15 protein-coding genes are annotated in these 17,846 nt (G+C 66.2%); 7 read left to right on the forward strand and 8 right to left on the reverse strand.

The features are described 5' to 3' along the window. Positions 1–9: 9 nt before the first annotated feature. The 8 genes from ACWDTD_RS15290 to rpmH all read right to left on the reverse strand — a co-directional run bounded on the left by ACWDTD_RS15290 (position 10) and on the right by rpmH (position 6,264). The gene (locus ACWDTD_RS15290; RefSeq protein WP_449747976.1) at positions 10–1,098 is read right to left on the reverse strand and encodes a ParB/RepB/Spo0J family partition protein; all 1,089 of its coding nucleotides are present in this window, start codon (positions 1,096–1,098) and stop codon (positions 10–12) included. A gap of 46 nt (positions 1,099–1,144) precedes the next feature. Then, complete coding sequence (locus tag ACWDTD_RS15295; protein ID WP_449747977.1) at positions 1,145–2,128, reverse strand: ParA family protein; 984 nt, start codon at positions 2,126–2,128, stop codon at positions 1,145–1,147. A gap of 114 nt (positions 2,129–2,242) precedes the next feature. Then, positions 2,243–2,944: a 16S rRNA (guanine(527)-N(7))-methyltransferase RsmG gene (gene rsmG / locus ACWDTD_RS15300; protein WP_449747978.1), complete on the reverse strand. Its 702-nt coding sequence runs from the start codon at positions 2,942–2,944 to the stop codon at positions 2,243–2,245. Between the two features lie 252 nt (positions 2,945–3,196). After that, on the reverse strand, positions 3,197–3,877 hold the full coding sequence (locus ACWDTD_RS15305; RefSeq protein ID WP_449747979.1) for a Jag family protein: 681 nt from the start codon (positions 3,875–3,877) through the stop codon (positions 3,197–3,199). Positions 3,878–3,955: 78 nt separating this feature from the next. Next, positions 3,956–5,191 carry a membrane protein insertase YidC gene (gene yidC / locus ACWDTD_RS15310; protein ID WP_449747980.1) on the reverse strand — a complete coding sequence of 412 codons (1,236 nt, stop codon included), beginning with the start codon at positions 5,189–5,191 and terminating at the stop codon, positions 3,956–3,958. Between the two features lie 7 nt (positions 5,192–5,198). Then, positions 5,199–5,618 (reverse strand): membrane protein insertion efficiency factor YidD, encoded by a 420-nt coding sequence (yidD, locus tag ACWDTD_RS15315; RefSeq protein WP_449747981.1) that lies wholly within the window; start codon positions 5,616–5,618, stop codon positions 5,199–5,201. Then, entirely contained in the window at positions 5,615–6,046 is a 432-nt protein-coding gene (rnpA, locus tag ACWDTD_RS15320) for a ribonuclease P protein component (RefSeq protein WP_449747982.1), read from the reverse strand. The genes yidD and rnpA overlap by 4 nt, the downstream gene beginning before the upstream one ends. 74 nt (positions 6,047–6,120) lie before the next feature. Beyond that, a complete protein-coding gene (gene rpmH / locus ACWDTD_RS15325) occupies positions 6,121–6,264 on the reverse strand; it encodes a 50S ribosomal protein L34 (RefSeq protein ID WP_449747983.1) in 144 nt (47 codons plus the stop codon). A 610-nt stretch (positions 6,265–6,874) separates the two neighbouring features. Here rpmH and dnaA point away from each other — a divergent pair. The 7 genes from dnaA to gyrA all read left to right on the forward strand — a co-directional run bounded on the left by dnaA (position 6,875) and on the right by gyrA (position 17,768). Further along, complete coding sequence (gene dnaA, locus ACWDTD_RS15330; RefSeq protein ID WP_449747984.1) at positions 6,875–8,395, forward strand: chromosomal replication initiator protein DnaA; 1,521 nt, start codon at positions 6,875–6,877, stop codon at positions 8,393–8,395. Between the two features lie 536 nt (positions 8,396–8,931). Next, positions 8,932–10,101 (forward strand): DNA polymerase III subunit beta, encoded by a 1,170-nt coding sequence (gene dnaN / locus ACWDTD_RS15335; RefSeq protein ID WP_449747985.1) that lies wholly within the window; start codon positions 8,932–8,934, stop codon positions 10,099–10,101. Further along, on the forward strand, positions 10,101–11,051 hold the full coding sequence (gnd, locus tag ACWDTD_RS15340; protein WP_449747986.1) for a phosphogluconate dehydrogenase (NAD(+)-dependent, decarboxylating): 951 nt from the start codon (positions 10,101–10,103) through the stop codon (positions 11,049–11,051). Before dnaN ends, gnd begins: the two co-directional genes overlap by 1 nt. Positions 11,052–11,054: 3 nt before the next feature. Beyond that, on the forward strand, positions 11,055–12,257 hold the full coding sequence (gene recF / locus ACWDTD_RS15345; protein ID WP_449747987.1) for a DNA replication/repair protein RecF: 1,203 nt from the start codon (positions 11,055–11,057) through the stop codon (positions 12,255–12,257). After that, positions 12,254–12,829 (forward strand): DUF721 family protein, encoded by a 576-nt coding sequence (locus tag ACWDTD_RS15350; protein ID WP_449747988.1) that lies wholly within the window; start codon positions 12,254–12,256, stop codon positions 12,827–12,829. Before recF ends, ACWDTD_RS15350 begins: the two co-directional genes overlap by 4 nt. Positions 12,830–13,183: 354 nt before the next feature. Then, a complete protein-coding gene (gyrB, locus tag ACWDTD_RS15355; RefSeq protein ID WP_449747989.1) occupies positions 13,184–15,229 on the forward strand; it encodes a DNA topoisomerase (ATP-hydrolyzing) subunit B in 2,046 nt (681 codons plus the stop codon). Between the two features lie 52 nt (positions 15,230–15,281). Further along, a complete protein-coding gene (gene gyrA / locus ACWDTD_RS15360) occupies positions 15,282–17,768 on the forward strand; it encodes a DNA gyrase subunit A (RefSeq protein WP_449747990.1) in 2,487 nt (828 codons plus the stop codon). Positions 17,769–17,846: the final 78 nt, after the last annotated feature.

The following is a 17,846-nucleotide window of genomic DNA, read 5'->3' on the forward strand; positions in this document are numbered from 1 at the left end:
TGTCCTAGGTCAGGGTTTTGCCGCGGTTGGTGGGTCGATGGTTTCGACAATACGTTCCAGATCGTCCACCGACCCGAACTCGACGACGATCTTGCCCTTGCGCTTACCCAGGCTCACGGTGACCCGGGTGTCCAGGGTGTCCGAGAGCCGTTCGGCCACCTCCTGCAGCCCCGGCATCTGCATCTGACGACGCCGAGGAGGCGTCGGCGTGGGGGAGGCGGGGCCATCGCCGCGATTGGCGAGCGTCACCGCCTCCTCGGTTGCCCGCACCGACAATCCCTCGGCGACGATGCGCGCGGCCAGTACCTCTTGCTGATCGGAGCCCGTCTCCAGAGACAGGAGTGCCCGGGCATGGCCGGCGGAGAGGACGCCCGCAGCCACCCGTCGTTGCACCGGGATCGGCAGCTTGAGCAAGCGGATCATGTTGGTGATCACCGGCCGGGACCGTCCGAGCCTACTGGCGAGTTCCTCGTGGGTCACCCCGAACTCATCGAGCAACTGCTGATAGGCCGCCGCTTCTTCCAGCGGATTGAGCTGTGCACGGTGAATGTTCTCCAAGAGAGCGTCGCGCAGCATGTCGCCGTCGGCGGTCTCGCGCACGATCGCCGGGATGGCGTCGAGTCCGGCCTCCTGGCTGGCACGCCAGCGGCGCTCACCCATGACCAGCTGATACCGCACTCCGTTGGACGTCGGTGTCTCGAGTTTGCGCACCACGATGGGCTGCATGAGCCCGAACTCGGAGATCGAGTGGACGAGTTCGGCCATGGCCTCTTCGTCGAAGACGGTCCGCGGCTGATGTGGGTTGGGTTGGATCGCCGCGGGCGGGAGCTCCTGATAGACCGCGCCCACTTCGTCGGGGGTGCCCACATCGGGCACCCTCGGCTGGTCGGCCACCGCGGTGGTGCCGGCTCCGGACGCGGCTGCGCTCGCACCGGCCGCACCGCCGGACCCGCCGGAGCCCTTGCCGATCACCACATCGGCCGCCGCCGATCCCAGCTTCGGAGCGGTGCTGTCGGTGTCCGGGGGACCGGTGGGGATGAGGGCGGCGAGACCTCGGCCGAGTCCGCCGCGTCGGGGTGCGGTGTCGCGCTGACTCACAGCATTCCTCTCGATGAATCAATGGGGCGATAGCTGGGACGTGCGTTCACGCGGAACCCCCCGTGTCCGCGGTCGGCGTCGCATCGGCTTCGGCCTGCGCCCGCAGCGCCACCTCACGTGCGGCGTCGAGGTAGCTCATCGCTCCACGTGAACCCGGATCGTATTCGATGATCGTCATGCCGTAACCCGGCGCTTCCGACACCTTCACGCTGCGCGGGATTATCGTGCCGAGCACCTTGTCACCGAAGTGGCGTCGGACTTCCTCGGCCACCTGATCGGCGAGCTTGGTGCGGCCGTCGTACATGGTCAACACGATGGTCGACACGTGCAGGGTGGGATTCAGATGCGCCTGCACCAACTCGATATTGCGCAGCAACTGTCCGACACCTTCGAGTGCGTAGTACTCGCACTGAATCGGAATCAGGACCTCGCGCGCGGCCACCATCGCGTTGACGGTCAACAGACCGAGCGAGGGCGGGCAGTCGATCAGCACGTAGTCGAATCCGAACTCCGCGATCGCGTCGGCGTTGAGCGCGTTGCGCAGCCGATTCTCGCGTGCAACGAGACTCACCAACTCGATCTCGGCACCGGCCAGGTCGAGCGTGGCCGGGACACAGAAGAGGTTCTCGTGGCTGGGGCTCTGCTGGATCGCCTCCCGCAAACTGACCTCGCCGAGCAGCAACTCGTACACCGATGCGATGTCGGGGGCGCGGTGATCAATTCCCAGGGCCGTGCTGGCGTTGCCCTGTGGGTCGAGATCGATCACGACCACACGGAGCCCGTGCAGGGCCAGCCCCGCCGCCAGGTTCACCGCCGTCGTCGTCTTACCGACGCCGCCCTTCTGATTGGCCACGGTGATGATGCGCGTCTGTGGGGGGCGGGGGAGCTGGCCGGTTCCCCCCGGTGTCAGCACCTGACTGGCTCGTGCCGCAGCTGCCGCGATCGGGGTGTCGTCGTAGGTCGGCGTCGGAGTGGACGCACCGACGTGCCGGACGGTTTCACGTGAAACATCCGGATCAGCTTCCGTCACGCCTTGGCTCCTCTGCCCTATCCGATACTCGTCGGCACTCACTCAACTCGCCCCTGTCGTGGTGGTGCATCGTCGTTGTCGTCCATTCTGCGCCCTCCGAGTCTCCGTCACCAACTACCGGCCGTTCCGCCGTCGTGCACGTCCGGGTCGTGTCTTGCCGTCCCCGGGCGATCGCCGACGATCCCCGACGATCACTGTTGTCGGCGGGTCCAGATGACCGACACCACAGTGTTCGACGCGCAACCCGACAATCCCGTTCCGCGCGGCCGCAGCCTCGTCACGAGCGATCTCGTCGACGGCCGACGATCCCTTGATCGCCACCAGTCGGCCGCCGTCGCGAATGAGCGGCGCCGACCATCTCGAGAGCCGCTCAAGCGGCGCGACTGCACGCGAGGTGACGACGTCCGCGAGGGGCACCGCGGCGCGCACCGACTTCTCCTCGGCCCGGCCGCGCTCTACGCGCACCGCCAGCCCGAGATCGACAACAGCGCGCTCCAGAAAGGTTGCCCGCCGTAACAGAGGCTCGATCAAGGTGATCGCCAGATCGGGTCGGGCGATCGCCAGTGGGATGCCCGGAAGGCCCGCACCGCTCCCGATATCCACCACGGCGCAGTCAGCGGCCACCTGCTCCTCGATCACTGCACAGTTGAGGATGTGGCGCTCCCAGAGGCGCGGGACCTCCCGCGGTCCCATCAATCCGTGCTCGATGCCATCGGTCGCAAGGATCACGCAGTAGCGTTGCGCCAACCCGAGCCGATCACCGAACACCTCTGCCGCGAACGGGGGAGGGGAGGACGCAAGGGAGGCGGCATCCACCGCTTCCTCTGGGGCGCGGCTCTGAAGGGGTGGACCGTCCAGCGGCCGGCCCTGCTCGTTCGGCTCATGTTTCACGTGAAACCTTCGCGCCTTACTGTCGCTCGACAATCGCGGGTCTGCCGCGTCGACGTTTCACGTGAAACATCCCACCGGTCCGCGAACAACATAGGTGTAATTCAGTCTGCACAAACGAAAGAAGTCCCGGCCGAAGCCGGGACCTCATCGTACTAAGGAGTGCGCGCTCGGACGTGACTAGTTCGTCCGGAGCACCACCACGCGGCGCTTGGGCTCGGCGCCTTCGCTCTCGCTCATCACGCCGTCGACAGCCGCAACGGCGTCGTGGACGATCTTCCGCTCGAACGGGGTCATCGGATCGAGCTCTTCACGATCGCCGGTGTCACGCACGCGCTCGGCAACCTCCTGGCCCAGACGGGCAAGGCGATCGCGACGGTCGGCGCGCCACCGGGCGATGTCGAGCATCAGTCGACTGCGATCACCGGTCGCTTGCTGCACGGCCAGTCGAGTCAACTCCTGCAGTGCGTCGAGCACCTCGCCCTTGCGGCCGACGAGCTTGGACAGGTCGTCCCCACCGTCGATGCTCACCACCGCGCGGTCGCCGTCCACATCGAGGTCGATGTCGCCGTCGAAGTCGAGCACATCGAGGAGCTGCTCGAGGTAATCGCCGGCGATCTCACCCTCCTCGACCAACCGCTCTTCGTCATCGAGTTCATCGTCGGTGTCGGTGTCGTCGGTGTCGTCGGCATCCGCATCCGCATCCGCACCGCCGGTGACTTCCGCGGTGACCGCCTCAGTGCCGTCCGCAGCGGCATCCCCGTCAGCGGTCGCCTCGGCCGACGTGTCCACCGCAGTGCCCGCGGTCTGCGTCTGCTCGTCCACCGTCGGGTCGGTCTGGGTCGCGGTTTCTGCTGTCATCTCAGTTGCACCTCGCTGTGTGTGTTCCGGTCAAAGTCTCTGGGAGGGAAAGTTCTGTGGGGGAGGGGAGTGTCGCGGCTACCGCCGGCCGCCCTTGCGGCCTCCGCCGCGTTTGCCTCCGCCGCGGCCCGCTCCCTGCTTGCGGCTGCCCGGACCCGACCCGGCGGCACTCTTACCGGCCGACGACTGTCCCGGCTTCTGCCCGGCTTTCGGTTTGTTGCCCACCACGTGCTTGGTATCCGGACCCGTCGACTCGGCCGCGGCCCCATCCGAGCCACCCGACTCCGAGCCACCCGACTCCGATGCCGCAGTTCCCGACGAACCGTCGCCCGAGGTCGTCGCGGTCGCATCTCCGGTCGGGGCCGACCCGTTCACCTCGGGGTGCTTCTTGGCTCGGTCCGGGCGCGCACCCGGCTTGGGGGCGTTGGCCTTCAGCTTCTCCTGCTTGGCCTGCCGAGCCTCTTCTTCTTCCTTCTCGATCCGGCCGAACACGATGTGCTGCTGGCCGTAGGTCCAGATGTTGTTGCTCATCCAGTACAGCAGGATGGCGACGGGGAAGAACGGGCCCGACACCAGGATGCCGAGGGGGAAGACGTAGAGCGCCAGCATGTTCATCATGCGGGTCTGCGGGTTCTCCAGCGCCGCCTCGGGCTGCCGTGCCACCGACGCGCGCGAGTTCATGTGCGTCGCGATCGAGGCGATGATCATCATCGGGATCACCACGATGGCGATGTTCATCCGGGTGAAGTCGATGGGCGACCCCACCTGGACGAACGCTTCCCACTGAGCCTTGGGCTGGGTGATGTACGCCGACAGCGGCACACCGAACAGACGAGCGTCGAGGAAGTTCTGCACCTGCTCCGCGCTGAAGAAATAGTTCGCGGCGCCTCGCGTCTCCTGCGGCGACATGCCCAACTGTCCGATGCCGGTCGCGGTGCGGTTGAACGAGCGCAGCACGTGGAACAGGCCGATGAACACCGGGATCTGCAGCAGCATCGGCAGACAGCCGAGGAGGGGATTGAACCCGTGCTCCTTCTGCAGCTTCTGCATCTCCTCGGTCATTTTGACCCGGTCTTTGGCGTACTTCTTCCGGATCGCCTGCAGCTGGGGGTTGATCTCCTGCATCTTCTTCGTGGTGCGGATCTGCTTCACGAAGGGCTTGTAGAGGATCGCGCGGAGGGTGAACACCAGGAACACCACCGACAGCGCCCAGGCAACACCGTTGCCGCCCGGAGTGTTCGGCGTGATGAAGTCGAAGAGCCAGTGCCAGACCCACATGATGCCGGACACCGGGTAGTAGATGAAGTTCAGCACGGGTCAGTTACCCCTTACTCCCGTTGGCGGCACCACGGTGGGTGTGGTGCTCTCGAGTCGTACATGATGACTGGTTTGTGTGGGACGTTGTCCGCGACGACGATGGCCACCGGATCTTCTGCTCGGGAACCGGGTCGTAACCGGGTTTGTGCCAGGGCCCGCACTTGAGAAGCCGGATCACCGCGAGCGTCCCGCCGTAGAAGAACCCGTGCCGCTCAAGGGCCTCCACCGCGTACCCCGAGCACGTCGGCTCGAAGCGGCAGGTCGGCAGCCGTAGCGGCGACACCCACGTGCGGTAGAGCTCGACGAGAAAAATGACGATGCGTCGCGGCAAGAGGTGCAGCCACCGCGCGGTCGTCGACAATGCCCGCCGCCACCCTGGTGCCGGCGTGACGGTCTCGTGCTCCGACGTGGTGGGCGCGGTCATCGCGGGCCGCCGACGGAGATCGCCCCGGAAGTGTCGAGTGCCAGGCGTCGTGCCCGGCGATCGGCGAACACGGTCCGCAGTTGTTCGGCGAGGTCGGGTGCCGACCGCTCGGCGGCACCGGGCAGCGCACGGATCACGACGGCGGTCTCCGGGCTCGGGCAGTCCGCGGCCACCGCGGCGAACGCCGACCGCAACCGGCGCGCCACTTGGTGCCGGGTAACCGCCGACCCCACTGCCTTGCTCACAATCAAACCGAGCCACGGACCACCGGTCGTCGCGACATCGACCCGCCGACCCGCAGCGTCGGGCCACTCGCGGGGCGTCACCAGGAGATGGACCACCACGTCATGCGCGGAGATCCGCACGCCACGTTTCAGCGTGCGGGAAAAGTCGGATCTGCGTGAGATCCGATGAGATGCTGCCGTCATCGACCAGTCACCACCGACCACATTCGCACCCGGTCGCCGGTGGGACCGGACGCGGCGTGGGTCGTGCTCGACGATCAGGCCGTGAGCTTCGCGCGGCCCTTGCTGCGGCGGCTGTTGACGATCGAACGGCCCGCACGCGTGCGCATGCGCAACCGGAAACCGTGCACGCGTGCACGACGACGATTGTTCGGCTGGAAGGTCCGCTTGCCCTTGGCCACGGCTGAACTCCTTGTGCTCGGACGTGGACGCACCGAACTTCGTGCGCAACCCACGCTGTACTGGGTGGTCTTGCTGATCGAGGCTGCGGTGCCGGACTGACGCCGGTTGGGTGCCCCGCTCTCAAGGACGGATCGAGGGCTTGCACCCCGACCCGTCGGTGAACAACGCTTGACACCGCGCAAATCCGCATACCTGGATGACCCGTCGAGACTACTGGACCGGGGCCATCCAAATCAAACGAGCGACCATCCGTACGCCTGCTGACCTGCGTGAATCCGGATTCCGGTACGTCCGTCGTCCCGCGTCCACGCGCGGCGTCGGACAGATCGGTGCAAGTCGGTGATCGGCTTTGTCACCCGAACGAGCGCAATTCGGGCTTCCGTTATCGATGTCGTTCGGGGTCTGTTAGCGTCGAATGATCGCCGGCGGGCACGACCCATCCCGTCCACCCGCTCACGGGCAACCGCTCCGCCCACAGCGGTGACGTTCTGTTCCCAACCAGTTGTACACATTTGTGGATAACCGTGTGGACAAGTCCCGTGGACCCTCGACATGGTTGAGACCTTCGATGCCGATACTGGTAATTTCTCCCGGCAGGAGGGCCGTACCGTGAGCACAGATCGCGACTCGTTCGGGGAGGTCTGGCAACAGGTCGTCGCCGAGTTGAACGACGATGCCGGATCCCACGAGCACGAACCCCTGACCCGGCAGCAGAAGGCCTGGCTCTCACTGGTCCAGCCGCTCACGCTGGCCGAGGGATTCGCCTTGCTCACCGTTCCCACGCCGCTCGTGCAGGAACAGATCGAACGCAATCTGCGTGACACCATCCGCGCCGCGCTGTCGCGCCACCTGAATCAGCCGGTCGATCTCGGGGTGCGGATCTCGACGCCGACGCCGCTGCCCGACACTCTCGCCGAGTCCGTCGCCACTGCCGCCGGTTCCCCGGTGCTCGAGACCGCACCTCCCGACGCCGCGACCACAAACGCCGTTGGCGTCCCGGCACCGGCCTCCGACGCCGGCGCCGACACTGCGACGACTTCGAACTCCTGGCCCTCCTACTTCGCCGAGCGGCCCACCACCTCATCGGCCACCGGCACAGGTGCCAACCTCAACCCGAAGTACACCTTCGACACCTTTGTCATCGGGGCCTCCAACCGATTCGCCCATGCGTCCGCCGTCGCCGTCGCCGAGGCACCCGCACGCGCCTACAACCCCTTGTTCATCTGGGGTGAATCCGGACTCGGGAAGACCCACCTCCTCCACGCCGCCGGCCACTACGCGCAGCGACTGTTCCCCGGCATGCGCGTCAAATACGTGTCCACCGAGGAGTTCACCAACGACTTCATCAACTCACTGCGCGACGACCGCCGGGTGGCGTTCAAACGCCGCTACCGCGACGTCGACGTGCTGCTGGTGGACGACATCCAATTCCTCATCGGTAAGGAAGGCATCCAGGAGGAGTTCTTCCACACGTTCAACACGCTGCACAACGCCAGCAAACAGATCGTCGTCTCCTCCGATCGGCCTCCCAAACAGCTTGCAACACTTGAGGATCGGCTACGCACTCGATTCGAGTGGGGTCTGATCACCGATGTGCAGCCGCCCGACCTCGAGACACGCATCGCGATTTTGCGCAAGAAGGCGCAGATGGACAGCATCGTGGTGCCCGACGACGTGCTCGAGTTGATCGCGTCGAAGATCGAACGCAACATCCGCGAACTCGAGGGCGCGCTGATCCGGGTGACCGCATTCGCCTCGCTCAACAACACCGAACTCGACAAGTCGCTGGCCGAGGTGGTGCTGCAGGCGTTGCTGCCCAATTCCGGCACGCTCGAGGTGAGCGCGGCCAGCATCCTCGCCATCACCGCCGAGTACTTCGACATCTCCGTCGACGAACTACGCGGGCCCGGCAAGACCCGGTCGATCGCCCAGGCCCGCCAGATCTCCATGTATCTGTGCCGTGAGCTCACCGATCTGTCGCTGCCGAAGATCGGCGAGACCTTCGAACGTGACCACACCACGGTCATGTACGCCGAACGCAAGATCCGCAAGGAGATGGCCGAGCGCCGCAAGGTGTACGACCACGTGCAGGAACTGACCGCGCGGATCAAACAGCGCGCCGTTCGCTGAACCCTGCACACCTCCGCTTTTGCAGCGGGATCAGGCCGCGTGCCGACCGCCAACTCTCGACTGTCACCGCAGGGTTGCTGTCGCATCCGACGGCATCCGCGCCGTGTCCACCCATCGTCGGTACACAATGTCACGCATCCATGTGCCCTGTGGATGAGTTGTGACCAACCCGTCGGCGAATGTGTACGGCGCGTGCACAGGATTCGAACAACACCACACCATCCCACAACCTGGCCGCTCGATTCGATGTGATTCCACGGCTCCTGCACACCCGCACCACGCTGCGGGCCACGGCTTTTGGGTGCTTCTCCACAACTTCCACAGGCCCTATGACTGATATGGATCCCTCTCTTGAAAGACTCTCTTTTAAGAAGGATCTGTGCACACACCCGCCGATGCCGACCGCCGTCGCCGATGGTGACACCGCGCATCGAGGCAACACGGCGTGGCGACTTGACCCCAACCACCACCGATGTCGTGGCGTCGTTCTACAGTGGGTATCCCTGGCGAGTTCAAGAGAAGGGCAACCACCGAGCATGAAGTTCCGTGTCGCGCGCGATCAGTTCGCCGATGCCGTTGCCTGGGTTGCCCGCAGCCTGCCCACTCGCCCGCCCGTTCCGGTGTTGGGGTGTGTCGTGTTACTTGCCGACGATTCCGGGCTCACCGTGTCGGGATTCGACTACGAGGTCTCCGCCCAGGAGACCATCGCGGCCGAGATCGCCGAGCCGGGTCAGGTACTGGTGTCCGGGCGACTGCTGGCCGACATCACCAAGGCGCTGCCCGCCAAACCGGTCGACGTCTCTCTGGACGGATCCCGCGTCGCCATCACCTGCGGCAGTGCGAAGTTCTCGTTGCCGACGATGCCGGTGGAGGACTACCCGCAGCTGCCCGACGTTCCGGGGGTCACCGGAACCATCCCGGCGCAGATCTTCGCCGAGGCCATCTCGCAGGTCGCCGTCGCCGCCGGCCGCGACGACACCCTGCCGATGCTCACCGGTGTGCGCGTGGAGATCGAAGGCAAGACCGTCGTCCTGGCCGCCACCGACCGGTTCCGCCTCGCGGTGCGCGAATTGGAATGGGATCCCACCGATGACGCCGCGTCCGGTGCCGTCCTGGTACCCGCGAAGACCCTCTCCGACAGTGCTCGGACCGCGGGATCCGAAGGTACTGGCGATGTTTCGTTGGCGTTCGGTAGCGGCGCCGCCCTCGGGGGCGAGGGCATCCTCGGCATTCTCGGCGAGAACAAGCGCACCACCACCAGGCTGCTCGACGCGGAGTTCCCCAAGTTCCGGCAACTGTTGCCGGCCAGCCACACCGCGGTGGCCACCATCGACAGTTCCCCGCTGATCGACGCCATCAAGCGTGTGGCACTCGTCGCCGAACGCGGTGCTCAGGTCCGCATGGAGTTCACCGACGGATCGGTACTGCTCACCGCCGGAGGTGACGAGGCGGGTCGTGCCGAGGAGGAACTGCCGGTGCAGTTCCACGGCGAACCGTTGACCATCGCCTTCAATCCCACCTACCTGCAGGACGGGTTGTCGGCGATCGGGGTGCCCACCGTCGACTTCGGTTTCACCACCCCGAGCCGGCCGGCGGTGCTGCGGCCGTCCACCGGAGACGAGCCCGTCGCCGACGAATCGGGCGCGTTCGTCGCGCCCGACAGCGCATTCACGTATCTGCTCATGCCGGTGCGTCTGCCGGGCTGATGCAACTCGGGCTGATCGGGCTGGGCAAGATGGGTGCCAACATGCGCACCCGCATCGAACGTGCCGGTCACCAGGTGATCGGATACGACCCGCGGCCCGAGGTCACCGACGTCGCCTCGCCGGCGGAGTTGGTGGCGGCGTTGGACGCTCCCCGGGCCATCTGGATCATGGTGCCGTCGGGGGAGCCCACGCAGAGCACGGTGCGACAACTGGCCGACCTCCTCGAACCCGGAGACATCGTGGTCGACGGCGGAAACTCCCGATACACCGATGACGCCGACCACGCAAAGATCCTGGGCGCCAAGGGAATCGGTTATATCGACTGCGGCGTGTCGGGCGGCGTGTGGGGTCTGGAGAACGGATACGGGCTGATGGCCGGCGGATCCGACGCCGACATCACGCGACTCATGCCGATCTTCGACGCACTGCGACCCGAGGGTGAGCGCGCCGACGGTTTTGTCCACGCCGGACCCGTCGGAGCCGGGCACTACGCCAAGATGGTGCACAACGGCGTCGAGTACGGCCTGATGCACGCCTACGGCGAAGGCTACGAACTGCTGTGCGCCGAACCGTTGATCGCCGACGTCGAGGGCACGCTGCGCGCGTGGACGCACGGTACGGTGATCCGGTCGTGGCTACTCGATCTGCTGGTACGCGCGTTGCAGGAAGATCCCGGTTTCACCGAGATCTCGGATTACACAACCGATTCCGGTGAAGGCCGATGGACGGTGGAAGAGGCCATCCGGCACGCGGTGCCCGCCAACGTGATATCCGCAGCGTTGTTCGCGCGATTCGCGTCCCGTCAGCAGGACGGTTCTCCCACGCTCAAAGCCGTGTCTGCGTTGCGTAACCAGTTCGGCGGGCACTCCGTGCACAACACCGCAGGCCGCAGTGTCGGCGAAACCTCGACGCCGAAAGACGAACCGCCGCAACGTCCATCGACGGACTGATCTGTGTTCGTCCGTGACCTGCGGCTGCGCGACTTCCGGTCCTGGCCCGATGTCGAGCTGAGCCTGGAACCGGGTCCGACGGTGTTCACCGGCCGCAACGGGTTCGGCAAGACCAACCTGATGGAGGCCCTGTACTACCTGGCCACCCTACGGTCGCATCGGGTGAGTACCGATGCGCCGCTGGTGCGTTCGGGTACCGCGTCGGCCACGGTCACCGCGACGGTCGAGAACGCCGGGCGTGAACTCACCGCCACCCTGCAGATCAACGCCGAGGGCTCGAACAAGGCGTGGCTCAACGGATCTCCTGCGCGGCGTCCGCGCGAACTGCTCGGCGTGCTGCGCACGGTACTGTTCGCGCCGGAGGATCTGCTGCTGGTGCGCGGCGACCCGGGTGACCGTCGACGATTCATCGACGAGCTCGTCGCGCAGCGCGGACCACGGTGGGCCGCGGCCCGCGCGGACTACGACCGGGTGCTGCGGCAACGTTCGGCGCTGCTGAAGACCGCGGCCGCAGCACTGCGACGTGGGGGTCGCGACGGCGACTCGGTGATCAGCACCCTCGACGTGTGGGACGGACAACTCGCCGATCTCGGCGGCCAGGTGACCGCCGCCAGAATTGAGGTTCTGGGCGAGCTCGAACCACATTTCGCGCGGTCGTACGCGTCGATCGCCCCGCACTCGCGACCCGCGACCCTGCGGTACCGGCCCGCGGCCGGCGGCGACATCGTGCCCGCCGCCGGAGATTCGCCCGACGCCGGGCGCATCGCCGAGCAACTGCTGGCGCGCCTGGCCGAACTGCGCAGCAAGGAAATCGAACGCGGTCTGAGCCTGATCGGCCCGCACCGCGACGACATCGACATCGTGCTCGGCGACGAGGTGGCCAAGGGCTACGCCAGCCACGGCGAGTCCTGGTCGTTGGCGCTCGCGCTACGCCTCGGCTCGGTGGAACTGATCCGCGCCGACGGCATCGAACCGGTCATCATGCTCGACGACGTGTTCGCCGAACTCGACGCCGCCCGCCGTCGCAAACTGGTCGAGCACACCGCGGGCGCGGAGCAGTTGCTCATCACCGCGGCCGTGGCCGACGACATCCCCACCGAGATCGGTGGGCGCCGCATCGGGGTGGACGTGACCGAGGATTCTGCCGGCGGCCGGCACTCGGTCCTGCTGGATTCGTCGGACCGAAGCGGGAGAATGTCCTCATGACCCCTGCCGACGGAAACGCTGCGGACGGAAACGCTGGCAACGGGGACGAGTCGTCGGCCGGCCTCGGTGGTTACGAACGTGCGCGGAAGGCGCTGGAGGAGGCGCGTGCGTCGGCCCGGGCGGCGGGAAAGTCGGTGGGTCACGGCCGGGCGTCGCCGGTCCGCCGTCCCCGGCCCCAGGGAAGTCGCCGACGGTGGTCGGGCGCGGGTCCCGATTCGCGGGATCCGCAGCCGTTCGGACGGCTCGTCGGCGGGATCGCCCGCGATCGTGGGTGGGACCCGCACATCGCCGAAGGCACGATCTTCGGCCTGTGGCCGCAGATCGTGGGCCCCGACATCGCGGCTCATGCTCAGCCGGAATCGTTGCGCGACAAAGTATTACATGTACAGGCGGAGTCCACCGCCTGGGCCACGCAGTTGCGGTATGTGCAGTCGCAGATTCTCGCGAAGATCGCCGCATCGGTCGGCGACGGGATGGTCACCTCGTTGCGCATCACCGGGCCGAAGGCCCCGTCGTGGCAGAAGGGACGACGTCACGTGCGTGGTCGCGGGCCGCGCGACACCTACGGCTGAACCGTGATTCCGGGTCGGCGGCGGCCCGTATCGGAGGGCTCCGACAGATTCTGGGCAGAAAGCGCGTAGACGCCGGTTTTATCCCCAGACCACCGTCGACCGCGCCGGAGTCGGAAAAAATCGATCTGAGCGCGCGTTAGCGGCCCCGGATGCGTATCCCAGCATGGATGAGGCAGTACACTGTGGAGAGTTGTCCCGACAGGGATATGAGGTGACCGTTGGCGACGGGTTTTCGGTGGTACGTGGACTCGTCGACTGCGGTCGCCCGTGCGCGCATCACGGCCGTCGGCAAGCATACCGGCCGAAGGCGACCAGACAGAGCAGTCCTGAGCAGCAGAGGAGCGGACGAACCCCGTGGCCGACACGAACGACAAGAAGAGCCGGAAGAAGCCCGGTGAGTACGGCGCCGATTCGATCAGCATCCTCGAAGGACTCGAGGCTGTCCGCAAACGGCCCGGCATGTACATCGGGTCCACCGGTGAACGCGGCCTGCACCACCTGATCTGGGAGGTCGTCGACAACTCCGTCGACGAGGCGATGGCCGGCTACGCCAGCAAGGTCGACGTCACCCTCCTCGCAGATGGTGGCGTCGAGGTCATCGACGACGGCCGCGGTATCCCCACCAGCATGCATGCCACCGGCGTTCCGACGGTCGAAGTGGTGATGACGCAGCTGCACGCGGGCGGCAAGTTCGATTCCGACGCCTACGCGGTGTCCGGCGGCCTGCACGGCGTGGGTATCTCGGTGGTCAACGCGCTGTCCACCAAGGTGGAACTCGAGATCAACTACGGCGGTTTCCACTGGGAGCAGACCTACGACTACGCCAAACCCGGGCCGCTGATCAAGGGCGACGCCACCCGCAAAACCGGCACCATCGTGCGTTTCTGGCCGGACGCGGCGATCTTCGAGACCACCACGTTCTCCGCGGAAACCGTGGCCCGGCGGCTGCAGGAGATGGCGTTCCTCAACAAGGGACTGACCATCACCCTCACCGACGCCCGCCCCCAGGCCGCGCCGGATGCGGCCGAGGAATCCGACGACACCGCCGAGAAGGCCAAGACCGCACTCGAGCAGGCCGCCGAGGAGCAGTCGCCGCGGCCGGTGAAACCGCGCACCCGCACCTATCACTACCCCGACGGCCTCGTCGACTACATCAAGCACCTCAACCGCACCAAGCAGCCGATTCATGCGTCGGTCATCGGGTTCACCGGGCAGGGGACCGGCCATCAGGTCGAGATCGCCATGCAGTGGAACTCGGGCTATTCCGAGTCGGTGCACACCTTCGCCAACACGATCAACACGGTCGAGGGCGGTACCCACGAGGAAGGGTTCCGTGCGGCGCTCACCTCGACGGTCAACAAGTACGCCCTCGACAAGAAGCTCCTCAAGGAGAAGGACGGCAAGCTCACCGGCGACGACATCCGGGAGGGACTCGCAGCGGTCATCTCGGTGAAGGTGTCCGACCCGCAGTTCGAGGGCCAGACCAAGACCAAACTCGGCAACACCGAGGTCAAGAGCTTCGTGCAGCGCACCTGCAACGAGCACCTCGGTCACTGGTTCGAGGCCAATCCGGCCGAGGCCAAGATCATCGTGAAGAAGGCGGTCGACTCCGCGCAGGCCCGGATGGCGGCGCGCAAGGCGCGAGAACTGGTGCGGCGCAAGACCGCCACCGACATCGGCGGGTTGCCCGGCAAGCTCGCCGACTGCCGCAGCAACGACCCCACCAAGTGTGAGGTCTACATCGTCGAGGGTGACTCGGCGGGCGGGTCGGCCAAGTCGGGCCGCGATTCGATGTATCAGGCGATCCTGCCGATCCGCGGCAAGATCATCAACGTCGAGAAGGCGCGCATCGACAGGGTGTTGAAGAACACCGAGGTGCAGTCGATCATCACCGCGTTCGGTACCGGCATCCACGACGAGTTCGACCTCGCCAAGCTGCGGTATCACAAGATCGTGCTGATGGCCGACGCCGATGTGGACGGCCAGCACATCTCGACGCTGCTGCTCACCCTGTTGTTCCGGTTCATGCGACCGCTGATCGAGAACGGTCACGTCTACCTCGCGCAGCCGCCGCTGTACAAACTCAAGTGGCAGAAGTCGGAGCCGGAGTTCGCCTACTCCGACCGCGAGCGCGACGGTCTGCTCGAGGCCGGTCGCGCCGCGGGCCGCAAGATCAACGTCGACGACGGCATCCAGCGTTACAAGGGTCTCGGTGAGATGAACGCCAAGGAACTGTGGGAGACCACCATGGATCCGTCCGTGCGGGTGTTGCGTCAGGTGACGCTCGACGATGCCGCGGCGGCCGACGAACTCTTCTCGGTGCTGATGGGTGAAGACGTGGCCGCGCGCCGCAGCTTCATCGCGCGCAACGCGAAAGACGTTCGCTTCCTTGATGTCTGAGTGACATCCCAGTCCATCATCCACAGACCAGAGTCTCTAGAGAAGGTCACGAATGACTGACACCACCCTGCCACCCGGCGGCGAAGCGGGCGACCGCGTCGAGCCCGTCGATCTCGGCCAGGAGATGCAGAACAGCTACATCGACTACGCGATGAGCGTGATCGTGGGCCGGGCGCTGCCGGAGGTCCGCGACGGACTCAAGCCGGTTCACCGCCGTTTGCTGTACGCCTCCTACGATGCCGGGTTCCGGCCCGATCGCAGCTATGTGAAATCGGCGAAACCCGTTGCCGAGACGATGGGTAACTATCACCCCCACGGCGACAGCGCCATCTACGACGCGCTGGTGCGCATGGCCCAGCCGTGGTCGATGCGCTATCCGCTCGTCGACGGACAGGGCAATTTCGGTTCCCGCGGCAACGACGGTCCCGCCGCCATGCGCTACACCGAGGCACGCCTGACGCCCCTGGCCATGGAGATGCTGCGCGACATCGACGAGGAGACAGTCGATTTCACGCCGAACTACGACGGCAAGACCAACGAGCCGACCGTCCTGCCCGCCCGCATCCCGAACCTGCTGATCAACGGTTCCGGTGGCATCGCGGTCGGCATGGCCACCAACATCCCGCCGCACAACCTCAATGAGGTCGCCGACGCCGTCTTCTGGTCGCTCGAGCACCCCGACGCCGACGAGGAGTCCCTGCTCGCGGCGTGCATGGAGGCCATCAAGGGACCCGATTTCCCCACCGCCGCACTCATTGTCGGGGGCCAGGGCATCCGCGACGCCTACACCACCGGCCGCGGCAGCATCCGGATGCGCAGCGTGGTGGACATCGAGGAGAACAAGGGCACCACCATCCTCGTCGTCACCCAGTTGCCGTACCAGGTGAACCCGGACAATCTGATCGCGTCCATCGCCGAACAGGTCAACGAGGGAAAACTCAAGGGCATCAGCCGGATCGAGGATCAATCCTCCGATCGCGCCGGTATGCGGATCGTCATCACGTTGCGCCGCGACGCGGTGGCCAAGGTGGTGCTGAACAACCTCTACAAGCACAGCCAGCTGCAAACAAGCTTCGGCGCCAACATGCTGTCCATCGTCGACGGGGTGCCGCGCACCCTGCGTCTGGACCAGATGATCAGCTACTACGTCGCGCATCAGATCGACGTGATCGTGCGGCGCACCCGTTACCGGTTGCGCAAGGCGGAGGAACGCGCACACATTCTGCGCGGACTGGTCAAAGCCCTTGACGCACTTGACGAAGTGATCGCATTGATCCGTGCGTCGGCGAACACCGAGGAGGCCCGGCAAGGGCTGATCGGGCTGCTCGACATCGACGAGATCCAGGCCGACGCCATCCTCGCCATGCAGCTGCGCCGGCTGTCGGCGTTGGAGCGGCAGAAGATCATCGACGAACTCGCCGAGATCGAACGCGAGATCGCCGACCTCAAGGACATCCTGGACAAGCCGGAACGTCAGCGCGCCATCGTGCGTGACGAGCTGAAGGTGGTCGTCGACAAGTACGGCGACGAGCGGCGCACCAAGATCATCGCCGCCGACGGTGACGTCACCGACGAGGACCTGATCGCCCGCGAGGACGTGGTGGTCACCATCACCGAGACCGGGTACGCCAAGCGCACCAAGACCGACCTGTATCGCAGCCAGCGCCGCGGCGGCAAGGGAGTGCAGGGCGCCGGCCTCAAACAGGACGACATCGTCAAGCACTTCTTCGTGAGCTCCACCCACGACTGGATCCTGTTCTTCACCACGAAGGGCCGGGTGTACCGGGCCAAGGCGTACGAACTGCCCGAGGCCAACCGCACCGCGCGTGGCCAGCATGTCGCCAACCTGCTGGCGTTCCAGCCCGAGGAGCGCATCGCCCAGGTGATCCAGCTGCAGTCGTATGCCGACGCGCCGTATCTGGTGCTGGCCACCCGCAACGGTCTGGTGAAGAAGTCGCGGCTGGAGGACTTCGACTCCAACCGGTCCGGCGGTATCGCCGCGATCAACCTCCGCGGCGAGGACGAACTCGTCGGCGCCCAGTTGTGCAGCGCGGACGACGATCTGCTGCTGGTGTCGCAGAAGGGGCAGTCGATCCGGTTCCACGCCGACGACGAGACGCTGCGCCCGATGGGCCGGCAGACCTCCGGCGTGCAGGGCATGCGGTTCAACGGCGACGACACGCTGCTCTCGCTCAACGTGGTGCGGGAGGGCACGTACCTGCTGGTGGCCACCTCCGGCGGCTACGCCAAGCGCACCGGCATGGACGACTACCCGGTGCAGGGTCGCGGCGGCAAGGGTGTTCTCACCATTCAGCACGACCGCAGGCGCGGCGAGCTCATCGGCGCGATCATCGTCGACGACGACTCCGAGCTGTACGCGATCACCTCCGGTGGCGGCGTGATCCGCACCGCCGCCAAGCAGGTTCGCAAGGCCGGACGGCAGACCAAGGGCGTACGGCTGATGGACCTGGCCGAGGGCACCACACTGATCGCGATCGCCCGCAACGCCGACGAGCCGGAAACGGACGGTTCGGACTGACGCCACGTCGCGACGGTGCTGTGACCCCTGCAACCGTTAGGGTGGGGGTCACAGCAGTCGCCGGCGCGGCCGGTCGCA

The sequence above is a fragment of the Gordonia sp. NPDC003425 genome (assembly GCF_053588635.1).

Coding starts and splice junctions, on each gene's coding strand:
- rnpA (WP_449747982.1), bottom strand. CDS start 6,046: ATGACGGCAGCATCTCATCGGATCTCACGCAGATCCGACTTTTCCCGC.
- dnaN (WP_449747985.1), top strand. CDS start 8,932: ATGAAGTTCCGTGTCGCGCGCGATCAGTTCGCCGATGCCGTTGCCTGG.
- gyrA (WP_449747990.1), top strand. CDS start 15,282: ATGACTGACACCACCCTGCCACCCGGCGGCGAAGCGGGCGACCGCGTC.
- gnd (WP_449747986.1), top strand. CDS start 10,101: ATGCAACTCGGGCTGATCGGGCTGGGCAAGATGGGTGCCAACATGCGC.
- ACWDTD_RS15350 (WP_449747988.1), top strand. CDS start 12,254: ATGACCCCTGCCGACGGAAACGCTGCGGACGGAAACGCTGGCAACGGG.
- yidD (WP_449747981.1), bottom strand. CDS start 5,618: ATGACCGCGCCCACCACGTCGGAGCACGAGACCGTCACGCCGGCACCA.
- ACWDTD_RS15305 (WP_449747979.1), bottom strand. CDS start 3,877: ATGACAGCAGAAACCGCGACCCAGACCGACCCGACGGTGGACGAGCAG.